Source organism: Enterococcus sp. AZ088, from assembly GCF_051714845.1.
Classification (GTDB): Bacteria; Bacillota; Bacilli; order Lactobacillales; family Enterococcaceae; genus Enterococcus; species Enterococcus faecalis.
The window spans coordinates 2,085,695-2,100,008 of sequence record NZ_JBIOSQ010000001.1 but is presented as its reverse complement, the minus strand read 5'-3'; the positions used below and the strand labels follow the sequence as shown (position 1 = coordinate 2,100,008).

At 37.1% G+C, this 14,314-nt stretch carries 12 protein-coding genes; 10 read left to right on the top strand and 2 right to left on the bottom strand.

What is annotated here, in order from left to right; translation table 11 throughout:
• Nucleotides 1-22: 22 nt before the first annotated feature.
• A complete protein-coding gene (locus IGL17_RS10075; protein ID WP_002367152.1) occupies nt 23-649 on the bottom strand; it encodes an FMN-dependent NADH-azoreductase in 627 nt (208 codons plus the stop codon).
• Between the two features lie 301 nt (nt 650-950).
• On the opposite strand from IGL17_RS10075, the gene licT reads away from it, so the two are divergent.
• From licT to manA, 10 genes are all read left to right on the top strand, one after another.
• Complete coding sequence (gene licT, locus IGL17_RS10070) at nt 951-1,793, top strand: BglG family transcription antiterminator LicT (RefSeq protein WP_002359608.1); 843 nt, start codon at nt 951-953, stop codon at nt 1,791-1,793.
• A gap of 161 nt (nt 1,794-1,954) precedes the next feature.
• Nucleotides 1,955-3,835, top strand: coding sequence for a beta-glucoside-specific PTS transporter subunit IIABC (locus IGL17_RS10065; protein ID WP_010823896.1), 1,881 nt, complete (start codon nt 1,955-1,957; stop codon nt 3,833-3,835).
• A 24-nt stretch (nt 3,836-3,859) separates the two neighbouring features.
• Nucleotides 3,860-5,305 (top strand): glycoside hydrolase family 1 protein, encoded by a 1,446-nt coding sequence (locus IGL17_RS10060; RefSeq protein WP_016618409.1) that lies wholly within the window; start codon nt 3,860-3,862, stop codon nt 5,303-5,305.
• A gap of 181 nt (nt 5,306-5,486) precedes the next feature.
• Nucleotides 5,487-6,056, top strand: coding sequence for a guanylate kinase (locus IGL17_RS10055; RefSeq protein WP_016618408.1), 570 nt, complete (start codon nt 5,487-5,489; stop codon nt 6,054-6,056).
• A gap of 147 nt (nt 6,057-6,203) precedes the next feature.
• The gene (locus IGL17_RS10050; RefSeq protein ID WP_010821042.1) at nt 6,204-6,881 is read left to right on the top strand and encodes a TetR/AcrR family transcriptional regulator; all 678 of its coding nucleotides are present in this window, start codon (nt 6,204-6,206) and stop codon (nt 6,879-6,881) included.
• Between the two features lie 20 nt (nt 6,882-6,901).
• Nucleotides 6,902-8,629 (top strand): ABC transporter ATP-binding protein, encoded by a 1,728-nt coding sequence (locus IGL17_RS10045; RefSeq protein WP_002374237.1) that lies wholly within the window; start codon nt 6,902-6,904, stop codon nt 8,627-8,629.
• Nucleotides 8,626-10,494, top strand: a complete 1,869-nt coding sequence (locus IGL17_RS10040) for an ABC transporter ATP-binding protein (protein ID WP_002362577.1) — start codon at nt 8,626-8,628, stop codon at nt 10,492-10,494. The genes IGL17_RS10045 and IGL17_RS10040 overlap by 4 nt, the downstream gene beginning before the upstream one ends.
• A gap of 162 nt (nt 10,495-10,656) precedes the next feature.
• A complete protein-coding gene (locus IGL17_RS10035; protein ID WP_002359617.1) occupies nt 10,657-11,526 on the top strand; it encodes a VOC family protein in 870 nt (289 codons plus the stop codon).
• Between the two features lie 129 nt (nt 11,527-11,655).
• Entirely contained in the window at nt 11,656-12,699 is a 1,044-nt protein-coding gene (locus IGL17_RS10030) for a serine hydrolase domain-containing protein (RefSeq protein WP_016618406.1), read from the top strand.
• Nucleotides 12,700-12,740: 41 nt separating this feature from the next.
• Nucleotides 12,741-13,712 (top strand): mannose-6-phosphate isomerase, class I, encoded by a 972-nt coding sequence (gene manA / locus IGL17_RS10025; RefSeq protein WP_002356580.1) that lies wholly within the window; start codon nt 12,741-12,743, stop codon nt 13,710-13,712.
• Nucleotides 13,713-13,767: 55 nt separating this feature from the next.
• On the opposite strand, the gene IGL17_RS10020 is transcribed toward manA, so the two are convergent.
• On the bottom strand, nt 13,768-14,313 hold the full coding sequence (locus IGL17_RS10020; RefSeq protein ID WP_002359620.1) for an ECF transporter S component: 546 nt from the start codon (nt 14,311-14,313) through the stop codon (nt 13,768-13,770).
• Nucleotide 14,314: the final 1 nt, after the last annotated feature.

The window sequence follows — 14,314 nt, the reverse complement described above, 5'->3', positions numbered from 1 at the left end:
TGCTGTAAATCACTCGGAAAATTTAGAATGTTTTACCGTATTCAGTTGCTTTGGTCATGGCAGTATTTAAAAGTTCTTCCGCGCGATCAGGGAAATGATCGATTCCTTCGATGAATAATCCGTCAACTTGATCAACGCCAATAAAGTTTAGAATCGCTTTAATGTATTGAGAAGCAAAATCTTTTCCTTCGTAGAAGCCGCCATTTGATTGGATGTGTAAGGCTTTTTTACCACTTGTTAGAGGTTTTGGTCCTTCTGCAGTATATTGGAATGTTTTTCCAGCAACGTTGATTGTATCTACCCAAGCTTTTAAGCGTGTCGGTACGTTTAAGTTCCACATTGGATTAGCAATTACTACTTTGTCTGCAGATAAAAATTGATCAGTTAATTCATTAAAACGAGCCACTTTTTGTTGTTGGTTTTCGCTTAATGTTTCAAATGCTGCGCCAGCGCGAAGTGCACCCCAAGCAGATAATAATTCTTCATCGATTTCCGGCATGTTTGTTTCTGGTGCATAAACATCTAAAATTTCGATTTCGTCTGATGGATTTGTTTCACGGTATGAAGCTAAAAATGTTTCTAACGCACGAACTGAGCGTGATTCTTCTTTTGTTAATGGATGTGCTTTAACAACTAATAATTTTGACATTGTGTAATCTCCTTAAAATAAATAGTTTAAAAATTCAACATCTCTATTTTACTAATAAAAAGTAAGAGAAAGCAAGTCTTTTTTTTACTTTTAGTAAACTTTTTTTTAAAATGGATCAACAGAGTAAAAAATAAATAAAAATATTTTTTTGGAAAGGCTTGCATATTAAAAAAAAGCATGCTATTATTACTTTGTAAATAAGGATTGTTACTGCTTTGCAGGCAAAACCAGAGTCTTCCATTAACACAATCAGTGGAGGGATTCTGGGCTTTTTTTATAAAAAAGTGAGGTTGCATTCATCATGAGGATTGAAAAAGTTTTAAATAATAATGTCGTGCTTTCAAGAAATGAGCAAGGCGAAGAAATTGTTTATATGGGACGCGGCTTAGCCTTTCAAAAGAAGATTGGAGACACGATCAATCCAGATTATGTTGAAAAGGAATTCGTGTTAAAGGACTCCGCTATGGCAGGACAATTCCAGCAGCTGTTTGAAGACGTCCCCACCAAAGAAGTAGAAGTCGTCAAACAAATCGTTGATTTAGCAGAAACAACGCTAGCGATTGAGCTTTCATCAAATATTTATTTAACTTTAACGGATCATATTCACTATGCGTTACTTCGAGCCAAAGAAGGAATTGATATTCCGAATCCTCTTGTATTCGAAACACGCAAATTTTATCCTAAAGAATTTGAAATCGCAAAGCAAGCATTAGCGATTATTGCTGAAAAGCTAGGGGTTCAATTTTCAGAAAATGAAGCGGGCTTCATTGCTTTTCATATTGTGAATGCTGAACAAGGAAATGGCAATATGGAAGTTACCATGGAAGCAACCAAGATGGTTCGTGATATTTTAACGATTATTAGTCGCTACTTTGGACAGGTGTTTGATGAAGATTCATTGAACTATCAACGAATTGTTACACATCTTCAATATTTTGCGCAACGTTATTTAAAACAAGAAGCGCATGATGAGGAGGACGAATTTCTTTTTGCATTGGTCCAAGGAAAGTATCCTAAGGCGTTTCAAGCGGTCCAACGTATTAATGAGTATTTATTAAAAAGCTATGATCGACCAATTGATCAAGCGGAAATGATTTATTTAACCATTCATATCCAAAGAGTGGTCAATGATAAAAAAGCATAACAACCAATAATCGCGGATTGTTACTGATAATGCAGGCAAAACCTAGATTGAAAAACCGATAATGATTTTCGCAGACTGCGCAGCTGTGAAGAGAAGGATCTGGCTCTTTTTCAATGTAGGTTTTTTTGATATTAAAAATTAATGGAAATGAGGATCTAGAGATGAGTAAAAATCAAGAAATTGCAGCACGTGTGTTAAAAGCTGTTGGGGGCGAAGGCAACGTTAATAGTGTTGTTCACTGTGCTACGCGCTTACGTTTTAAATTAAAAGATGAAAATAAAGCAGATACAGCTGCATTGAATGCTGACCCAGATGTTATTCAGGTAGTTCAAAGTGCAGGACAATATCAAGTGGTTATTGGCAGTCACGTTAGTGATGTCTATAAGGATTTGATGGCCAACAGTGGACTAGGTAATGATTCTGATAATAGAGAAAAAGAAAGTGGCGGAAATATTTTTAACCGTTTAATTGATATTATTTCTTCTATTTTTACACCGTTTTTAGGTGCAATGGCCGGCGCTGGGGTTCTAAAAGGCTTCTTAACATTAGCTGTAACTATGGGCTGGTTAGCTGACACTTCAGGCGTATATCTTGTTCTCTTTTCGATTGCAGATGGCTTATTTACTTTCTTACCAATTATGTTAGCGTTTACGGCTGCTAAAAAATTCAATACTAATCCCTTTTTAGCGGTTGCTTTGGCGATGGCCTTAGTTCATCCCAGCATTACTGCTTTAGCAGGCAAAACAATTAGCTTTGCTGGTCTTCCAGTGATTATTGGACCAAGTGGCTATACTTCTTCGGTTTTACCAATTATTTTGGCTGTTTTTGCACAAAGTTATGTGGAACGTTTCTTCAAAAAAGTAATTCCGAGTTTTCTACAAATTATCTGCGTTCCGTTAGCTGTTTTCCTTATTATGGCACCTGTTACCTTCTTAGCTATTGGTCCTATCGGGACGGTCATCGGCGATTGGTTGGGACAAGGATACAACGCAATTTACGCTTTTAGTCCAATTATCGCAGGGTTATTAATGGGTTCGTTGTGGCAAGTCTTGGTAATGTTTGGTATGCATTGGGGCTTTGTACCAATTATGATGTTAAACTTAACACAAGGTGGCGATACGATGGTACCAATGTTATTACCAGCCGTTATTGCACAAGGCGGGGCTGCTTTAGCTGTCTTTTTCCTAACAAAAAATGTGAAACTAAAAGGTTTGGCTTTGTCTTCAAGTATTACGACTATTTTTGGAATTACTGAACCAACTGTATATGGCGTGACTTTACCATTGAAAAAACCATTTATTGCAGCTTGTATTGGTGGCGGTATCGGTGGTGCATTTGTGGCTATGAATCACGTGAAAAACTTTACGTTTGGCTTGGTTAGTATGTTGAGCTTACCTGGCTTTATTCCTGCAGAGACAAAAGATACTGCACCGATGATTACTGGTGCAATTGGTGCCGGAATTGCCTTTATCATTGCGTTTGTCTTAACGTTTTTCTTACGTTTTGAAGATCAACCTAATCCAGAAACAGCAACTGAAAAAACAGAAACTGATAAGATGGTGGCACCTGTAAAAACGAATCAAGAAGACAAAATTATTTTAGCAAGTCCACTTCAAGGTGAAATTTTACCGCTAGAAAAAGTACAAGATCCTGTTTTTGCGTCAGGTGCTTTAGGAAAAGGTGTTGCAATTGAGCCGACTGAAGGCAAACTGTATGCACCCGCAGATGGTGAAATCACCACATTATTTCCGACAGGACATGCTGTTGGCTTGACGACAACAGAGGGCGTTGAATTATTAATGCATATTGGCATGGATACAGTCGAATTAGATGGTAAAGGATTTGAATTATCAGTGAAACAAGGTGATTCTGTTAAAAAAGGAGATTTGCTGGTTACTTTTGATATTGCTGCCATTAAAGAAGCTGGTTATCCAGTAGTTACACCGATTGTGGTAACGAATACGAATGATTATTTAGATGTTTTGGATATGAACCAAACAGACGTGTTACATGGTGAAGACTTTTTAGCCATTATTAAATAAAAGACAATTGGAGGAGGAACAAGTATGACAACAACGACAAAATTTCCAAAAGGATTTTTATGGGGCGGTGCGACCGCAGCCAATCAATTAGAAGGGGCTTACTTAGCCGATGGTAAAGGGTTATCTGTGGCAGATGCGATGCCTGGAGGAAAACAACGTTTCGCTATTTTAGGAGATGAAGCGTTTGATTGGACGATTGACGAAACGAAATATCGCTACCCTAATCATACAGGAATTGATCACTATGATCGCTTTAAAGAGGACATTGCGTTGTTTGCTAAAATGGGCTTCAAATGTTATCGCTTTTCAATTGCGTGGTCGCGTATTTTTCCACAAGGAGATGAAACACAACCGAATGAAGCCGGCTTGAAATTTTATGATGCGGTTATCGATGAATGTTTAAGCTATAACATTGAACCAGTAATTACGATTTCTCATTATGAAATGCCACTGCATTTAGCGAAAGAATACGGCGGGTGGAAAAATCGTCAATTAGTTGACTTTTATGAACGTTTTGCGGAAACTGTTTTAACACGTTACCACCAAAAAGTTAACTATTGGATGACATTCAATGAAATTAATTCAGCTTTTCATTTCCCAGCACTTAGTCAAGGATTGGTGAAAAGCAATGGAGCCAATGATTATCAAAACATTTTCCAAGCCTGGCATAATCAATTTGTTGCAAGTAGTAAAGCTGTAAAAATTGGCCATGAATTAAATCCAGAATTAAAAATTGGATGTATGATTATTTATGCAACAACGTATGGCATTGATTCGAATCCAGTCAATCAAGTTGCTACAATGATTGAAAACCAAGAGTTTAATTATTATTGTACAGATGTTCAAGTTCGTGGTGAATATCCAGCATACGCAGAACGCATGTATCAAAAATATGCTGTGAAAGACTTAATTATTGAAGAAGGAGATTTAGAATTATTAAAAGAATACCCAGTGGATTACATTGGCTTTAGTTATTATATGTCGACTGCTGTCGATGTTACTGGCACTACCAACGATACAGCAAATGGGAATCTTTTAGGCGGCGTTAAAAATCCCTTCTTAGAAGCAAGTGAATGGGGTTGGCAAATTGATCCCGAAGGCTTACGAATTGCCCTAAATGAATTATATAATCGTTATCAAAAACCTTTATTTATTGTGGAAAACGGCTTAGGTGCAATTGATAAAGTAGACGAAAATTTCTATGTGGCAGACGACTATCGGATTGATTATTTACGTCGTCATATTGAAGCAATGGCAGAAGCAGTTGCAGACGGCGTCGATTTAATGGGCTATACGCCGTGGGGCTGTATCGATTTAGTCAGTGCTTCCACAGGTGAAATGAGTAAACGGTATGGGTTTATTTACGTTGATTTAGACGATGAAGGAAATGGTACTAAAAACCGTTATGAAAAAAAATCGTTTAATTGGTACAAACAAGTTATCGAAACTAATGGACAAAACTTAGACTAGTTATTGTAATTAAACAAAACAAGATAAGCGTAGCAGGTTGTTGCTTCTGTTCCCGCCGTTTATTAATTTTTAAGCTTGGGCCAAAAATCCAAAGTGATTTTTGGCCCAAGCTCTTTTTTGTCAATTTTTCAAAATAGTGCACAATACGTTATAATAGAAACAACTGAGAGGAGCGTTTCTAATGATTAAGCAATTACAACATCCATTTTTTGTTATTATGGGTCCTAGTGGTTCTGGCAAGACCGCAATTACAAGTAAGGTTTTTCCGAAAAACTATAAAATTATCTCGCATACTACGAGGAAAAAACGGTTGGATGAAGTGGATGGTGTGGATTACTATTTTGAAACAAAAGCAAGTTTTCAAACCTTGATTGAAACCAATCAGTTAGTGGAGTATGATTTTTACCATGGAAACTATTACGGTGTCGGTGTAGCTGCCATCGTTGAAACAACGAAAGAGCATCCAGCCTATAATGCGTTAACTTTTCCGGGCTTTCAAGCGGTCTTTGAGCGTTTCGGCGAGTCCGTCATTCCAGTTTTTTTTGACGTTTCAAAAGAAAATATTTATCAACGTTTAAAGCAACGGGAATCTGATCCTAAAATTATTGAAGAACGTTTAAACCTTTATGATCAAGAAATTCTTATCAAAAACCAATTGGAACAATATCCTAATTATCAACGAATAGATGCCAATGGACCTATAAAAGAGGTCGCTGGCTTGTTACAAGAATGCATCAAACACTATTATTAATCAAGCAACTGGTGAGACAGAATCTAACATCAATTTTGTCTTGCTAGGTGCTTGATTTTTTTTGTAAAAAACTTGCATTCTGAATAGAGAGTGCTATAATGACATGGTGTCATATGACAATGTGTCATAAAAGGGAGGAACACAAATATGCCTACGAATACGTTTTTTCATTTGCCAGAAGAAAAGCAACAACGCTTATTAGATGCTGCGCAAATTGAATTTTCACGCCATTCTTTACAAGAAGCGTCAATTGCAAATATTGTTAAATTAGCGGAAATTCCTCGCGGTAGCTTTTATCAATATTTTGAGAACAAAGAAGATTTGTATTTTTATTACTTTGCGACATTAAGAAAAAATAGTGAACGAGATTTAGAGAAACAAATTATTGCAGAAAATGGTGATTTAATCGAAGCCATGGATGTCTATTTCTCCAAAATGATTGTCGAAGTGCTAACTGGGGAGAATGCTTCTTTCTATCGGAATTTATTTGTCAACATGGACTATCGTGCTTCACGTCGGGTGACGGATAATTTAGCGACTGGGGAAGAGGAAAAAAATAGGAAACAGCACTGTCATAAGCATAGAGGAAGAAAAGGCCATGCTGCCTATGCAGAACATCTTTATCAAATAATTGATCGTTCGAAATTAACCATTGAAACGCCAAAAGAATTCACATGGTTTATGCAGACGGCGATGCATGCCGTTTTCTCAACAATTGTTGATGGGTATCGTCAACAAAGAGAAAATCCCGCCTATGATTCAACTGAAGCAGTCAAACAATTAAAAATGAAATTAAATTGGTTGAAAAATGGCGCTTATAAGTAACAAAAAGGAGGAGAAGTTAGTTGATTAAACTAGTCAAACGAATGTCGTTATGGTCGGTCTTTGCAGCAGTTTTATTTATGATTGTACAAATTATTGCAGATTTATATCTGCCCACTTTAACATCTAATATCATTAATGACGGTGTCGCTAAAGGAGATATTAACTATATTTGGAGTACAGGAGTTGTCATGTTAGGCTTTTCTTTGATTAGCATTGTCGCTTCTATTGGAAATACCTTTTTTGCCACCAAAGAATCACAAAGTTTAGGTAAAAAATTACGGACTGATATTTATCGAAAAGTTGAAAATTTTTCTAATAATGAATTTGACAAATTTGGGACAGCTTCGCTAATTACACGAACAACCAATGATGTCAATCAGATTCAAATGGTTATGCAAATGTTTTTACGTTTAATGATTAACGCACCTTTAACGTTAATTGGTGCAAGTTTTATGGCGTATAACAAGGACCCACAATTAACGAAAATTTTTCTATATGTTTTACCAATTATGGCTGTTTTAGTGGGTGGTATCATGTTTTTAGCGGTTCCGTTATTTAAAAGCATGCAAAAGAAAACAGACCGTTTAAATTTAGTTTTTCGTGAAGGACTGACAGGGGTTCGTGTGATTCGGGCCTTTGGCAAAGCAAACTATGAAGAACAACGTTTTGATGAAGCCAATAAGGATTATACACAAACGGCGATTAAAGTGAATACGATTGTCGCTTTGATGATTCCTTTAATGACACTCATTATGAGTGGTACCAATATTGCAATCACCTGGTTTGGCGGTCATTATATTGCGGAAATGCAACTAGAAGTAGGGAACTTAATCGCCTTTATGACTTATGCCATGCAAATTCTGATGAGTTTCATGATGCTATCCATGATTTTTGTCATGGTACCGCGGGCGCAAGCTTCTGCTGATCGGATTAATGAGGTGCTAAATACTGATTCAGAAATCAAAGATGTACCCAATCCAGAACTACTCTCTCTAAAAGGCGACAAAGCAACATTGGCGTTTGAACATGTTAATTATCGTTACCAGCATGCTGAAAACTTAGCACTGGAAGATATAGATTTTTCAGCAAAATCTGGGGAGACGGTCGCAATTATTGGTGGGACAGGTTCTGGGAAAACAACGCTGGTTAATCTTTTACCACGTTTTTATGATGTTGAATCTGGCAAAATTTTGCTAAATGGTAAAAACATTAAAGAAACGTCACAGCATAATTTACGAGAAATGATTGGCTTTGTACCGCAAAAGGCTGTTTTATTTACAGGAACGATTCGTGAAAATATGCAATACGGCGCCCCAAATGCGACCGATGAAGAAATTTGGCAAGCTTTAGAAATTGCGCAGGCGAAGGCGTTTGTTTCAGAATTGGCAGAAGGTTTGGATAGTCATGTCGAACAAGGCGGCGGTAATTTTTCTGGCGGACAACGCCAGCGGTTGGCTATTGCTCGTGCTTTAGTAAAACCAGCAGATGTCTATGTTTTTGATGATTCCTTTTCTGCATTGGATTTCAAAACAGATGCTAATTTAAGAAAAGCCTTAAAAGAGCAGATGACGGATGCAATTGTCGTTTTAGTGGCCCAACGTGTAAGTACGGTTATGGAAGCATCGACAATTTTAGTGTTAGACGAAGGGAAATTAGTTGGTAAAGGAACGCATGAAGAGTTATTAGCGAATAACCAAACGTATCAAGAAATTGTACATTCTCAATTGAGAGAGGAGGACCTTGCATGAGTAGTCGACCAAAAGGCGGACCAATGGGCGGTGGACCAGGACGCAACATTGGCGCAAAAGGGCCAAAACCAAAAAATTTCTGGAAAACAGTGAAACGTTTATTTCGATACATGTCTAAACGAATGCTGTCAATTATTGCTGTCTTAGTATTAGCAATCGCAGCCGTCGTTTTCCAAATTCAAACACCAAAAGTATTAGGACAGGCAACAACTGAAATTTTTAAAGGCGTCATGAAAGGCGCTGCTGAAATGAAACAAGGCTTAAAAATAACTTCTTTTCCAATTGATTTTGACAAAATCGGTCAAATTTTATTAATTGTTATTGCCATGTACCTTATTTCTGCTGTCTTTAATTTCTTGCAGCAAGTAATTATGACACGTGTTTCACAGCGAACAGTTTATGAATTACGTCAAGAATTAGAAGCGAAAATGAACAAAGTTCCAATTTCCTATTATGATACTCATAGTAATGGGGACATTATGTCACGGGCAATTAACGACATGGATAATATTGCGAGTACTTTACAACAAAACTTAACCCAATTAATTACCAGTATCGTGACATTTGTGGGTGTACTTTGGATGATGCTGACCATTAGCTGGCAGTTAACACTAATTGCCTTAGCAACAGTGCCATTAAGTTTAATTGTTGTGATGGTTGTGGCGCCTCGCTCGCAAAAACATTTTGCGGCTCAACAAAAAAGCTTAGGATTATTGAATAACCAAGTCGAAGAAACCTACGGTGGTCACGTAGTAGTAAAAAGTTTCAACCACGAAGAAAGTGATCAAGAAGTATTTGAAAAAGAAAATGAAAAATTATATCATGCTGGTCGCAAAGCACAATTTATTTCAGCGATCATTATGCCTTTAATGAACTTTATCAAAAATCTAGGCTACGTGTTTGTTGCAGTCCTTGGTGGCGTAAAAGTAGCGAATGGTATGATGGATTTAGGGGATGTCCAAGCATTTCTTCAATATACCAATCAATTTTCACAACCGATTACTCAAATCGCTAATTTAATGAATACAATCCAAGCTACGGTGGCTTCGGCAGAACGTGTCTTTGAAGTATTAGATGAAGAAGAAATGGTGGATGAACCTTCTGGCATACCAGTGGAAACAGATAGTCCTTATCGTGTTTCTTTTGAACATGTTGCTTTTGGCTATTCACCAGAGAAATTATTAATGAAAGATTTCAATTTAAATGTTAAACCTGGGGAAATGGTCGCAATCGTGGGCCCAACAGGTGCTGGGAAAACAACCCTAATTAACTTATTGGAACGCTTCTATGATATTAGTAGCGGCAGCATCAAATATGATGGCGTAGATACGCGCGATTTATCTCGCGAAGAGTTGCGAGCACACTTTTCAATGGTTCTTCAAGATACTTGGTTGTTCACTGGAAGTATCTATGACAATATTCATTATGGTAATGACCAAGCGAGCGAAGAAGAAGTGATCCGTGCGGCGAAAGCAGCCCATGTGGATGATTTTGTCAGAAAATTACCAGAAGGCTATCAAACGATTTTAAATGAAGAAGCCAGCAATATTTCTCAAGGTCAACGACAATTAATTACAATTGCTCGAGCATTCTTAGCAAATCCAGACGTTTTAATTTTGGATGAAGCCACATCAAGTGTGGACACTCGAACAGAAATACTGATTCAAGCAGCAATGAATCGTTTATTGGAAAACCGGACCAGCTTTGTAGTCGCTCATCGCTTGTCGACTATCCGTGATGCCGATACGATTATCGTTATGGCAGAAGGATCAATTGTGGAAACAGGAACCCACGATGAATTAATGGCGAAAAACGGTTTTTATGCTGACTTATATAACAGTCAGTTTTCAGAAGAAGTAGCCTAAAAGGCGAAGCAAAAAAATAGTAATTCATGATGAGGCTTCAGGAGCCATAGTCGTAAAGACTGGTTCCTGAAGCCTTATTTTTTTGACAAAAAGTTAGCGAAATTGAAAAATTTCTATTTTCTTTTGAGAAAAACAGGATATTACTTGATGAAATAGCAAGAGATGTATAAAATGGGAGAGAAGAAAATGGAGGTAACAGAAAAAATGACTGAATTTCAATTAGAAAAAGCTGCGACATTAAAAACAATTGCCATTCGTGCGAAAAAAGTTGGCGAAATGGTCGACTTTTATAAAAAAGTAATGGGTTTTGTTTTAAAGTCAGAAGAAAATAACCTGTCTATCTGGGGTACACGTGAAGCAGGAACGCAATTATTAATTTTAGAAGAAACTAGAAAAGCTGAAGATTTTCATAATGAAGAAAAGCAAATGGCTTATTTTTCAATTAAAGTTCCTACGGAAAAAGAATTTTTACAAATTGCTCAACGAGTGCTTGAGCAAGACTACCCAATTGATGAAAGTTTCCAAATTGGCACACGACAAAGCATGTTCATTACTGATCTTGAAGGCAATCAATTTGAGATTTTTCACGATGAAGCAACAGCAAATTCGACTTCTGAAAAGCAACCAATTGTGCTTAAAGATCTTATCAGTGAGGACTTAGAGCCACATCAAGGGTTAGCCGCTGGGTCATATTTAGCGCATGTGCAATTAAAAACAAACAATCAAAAAGAAATAAAAGCATACTATGAGGAAGTTCTGGGTTTAAAACGCAATGAAAAAGATCAATTTGTTTTAGAAGATGGCAAAGCAACTATTGGATTCCAAAAACCTGAAACAAGTGAAGTGGATCAATTACCTGATCCACACTTAGGTTTAGATTTCTTTACCATTAAGCTCTCTGATCAAGAACATATTTTAGCAATGGAGCAACAATTAACGGCAAAAAATCAAGAGTTCTTTATTGACCAGAAAAAAGCGATTGTAACTGTGTTTGATCCAATTGGCTTGGAATGGTGGTTTGTCTTAAAATAAACGCTTAGACAGACAAAATAAGCTTGTTTTAGCAAGTCTGGAATAAAGTCGGAATAAAAGTTTAACGCTACTTTTGTTCGGAACTTATTCTAGACTTTTCCTTTAATATTAAAAATAGAAGGTGAAAAAATGTACGAAAAAACAAAGTGGAAAATTCAAAAATTGATGAAAAAAGGTGTTTTTTCGGGGGCTAGTTTTTGTTTCATTGAAGGTGAAAAAGAGGAGAGCAATTGTTGGGGACTCGCACAAATAAAACCCACTAAAGAACAATTAACCTCGGCCATGCTGTTTGATGTGGCTTCTTTAACCAAAGTAGTCGGCACCACCACCGTTATTTTGCAATTAGTGGAAGAAGGAAAAATTATTCTAGATCAATCATTACAAACTTATTATCCCTCTTTTCAAGATTCTAATATTACAATCCGGCATTTGTTGACACATACGGCAGATTTACAAGGCTATATTCCTAATCGTGATCAGCTGAATGCCCAAGAATTAAAAGACGCCTACAATCATTCATTTCACGCAGGCAAAGCGATAGGTAAAAAAGTTGTTTATACAGATGCAGGGACTATTTTATTAGGCTTTATGTTAGAAGAAATGTTCCAGCAATCAATGATAGAAATTTTATCTGAGCGAGTATTGCTTCCTTTAGGGATGAACGAAAGTACGTTTCTACCAAAGAATCCTTTAAACTGTGTGCCAACAGAATTACATGAACAAAGAGGGTTGATTCGAGGTACAACCCATGATCCTAAGGCATTTGTTTTACGGGAACATGCAGGGAATGCTGGCTTGTTTAGCAATGTCTATGATTTAACAAAATTTGTTCGAATGTATTTAAATCGAGGCAGTTATCACAATCACCAATTCTTGAAAAAAGAGACAATTGATTTGTTACTAGTTAACCAAGTGCCAGCTGCAGATAAACCACGTTCTCTAGGCTGGGATTTTAAATATGATGTAGCTACGCAACGGCCATTATTATTCCATACAGGCTATACAGGCACTTTTTTGCTAATTGATGTGCGACAACAATCAGCGTTTATCTTTTTATCTAATCGAGTCCATCCAGAGGACCACCGGAATACTTATATCGAAGAAAGAGATCAGTTGTTGGCAACCTATTTAAAAGAGAAATCATCAGTTTCAGATGAAATGACTAGTTTTTAGTGATATAATGAGAGCGAATTCAATTTGGGAGGTCACAGTCAATGCAAGAACCATTATTTTTACAACCTGTTTTTCAAGAAAAAATTTGGGGCGGCAATCGTCTACACACGCTATTTGGTTTCGATTTACCGAGCGATAAAATTGGTGAAGATTGGGCAATCAGTGCACATCCACATGGCGTTAGTACTGTTTTAAATGGCGAATTTAAAGGAAAAAAATTAGATGAATTGTGGGCAGACCATCAAGAGCTATTCGGCCATGCAGGTGGCGCTGTCTTTCCATTATTAACGAAAATTTTAGATGCTGAAGATGATTTATCCGTGCAAGTTCATCCTGATGATGCATATGGTCAAAAACATGAAGGCGAGCTAGGCAAAACTGAATGTTGGTACATTATTGATGCAGAACCTGGCGCTGAAATCATTTATGGACATCACGCGAAAACAAAAGAAGAACTTGCAGAAATGATTGAAGAAGGTCGTTGGGACGATCTTTTAAGAAAAGTACCAGTGAAAAAAGGCGATTTTTATTATGTACCAAGCGGCACTATTCATGCCATCGGCTCGGGTATTTTAATTTTAGAAACGCAACAAAGCAGTGATACTACGTATCGGGTTTATGATTATGATCGAACAGATGATCAAGGAAAGACCCGGGAATTGCATATTCAACAATCCATTGATGTGACAACCGTTCCGGCGAAGGATCCTGACCTCTCTATTCAACAAGAAAATCAAGGACAATCAAGCATTGTTACTTATGTAAAAACAGATTTCTTTAATGTCTATGAGTGGCGTGTCAGTGGGATTCTAAAAGTCAAAAAACAAGCACCTTATACATTAGCAACAGTTATTGAAGGTGTGGGTCGATTGATTACAGAAGATGCTGCAAAAGCAGATGTGGCTACTTTTGATTTGAAAAAAGGCGATAGCTTTATCTTTCCAACAGATATTCCGAGCTGGCGTTTTGAAGGTGATTTAACGATTATAGCTTCAGAACCTGGCAGTCGCTAAAAAAATGAGGAGATCATCAACAGATGATTTCCTCATTTTTTGGCATTAAAACAGTTTATTTTGTTATAAAGGAACGTTTAGGTAAGGCAGCGATAACAGCTGTGACGATGATGACTGATAGCAGACGATCCCCGTAATCTGTTATCAATTGAACCAACAGGACGCTTGCTAACTGATTTAAGCCTAAACCATATAAAAATTGGACAATTATGCTGGAGCCAGCAGAAGTAATTCCACCAAATAAACAAACTGTAATCAAGGAAGAAATCACTGTTCCTGGTATCGTTAACCACAACGTTTTAAATGGTAATTTGGTTACTTTTAACTGCTGATGAAGGAGCAAACCTGCTAAAATTCCTGTGCAGAGTTGGACAGGTGAATAATACAGAGAAAAGATATCCGTTGTCAATCCAGTTAATAGACTTGTTAAAATACCTGTCAGTGCGCCAAAGAGTGGGCCTAATAACGCACCTGTAAAAATAGTTCCCGCGCTATCAAGATAAATTGGTAAACGAAGGAGTAACGCAATGGTACTGCCAAGGTAATTTAAAGCAACACTAAAAGCGATAATTGTAATGATTCGTGGTGTTATTTTTTTCATG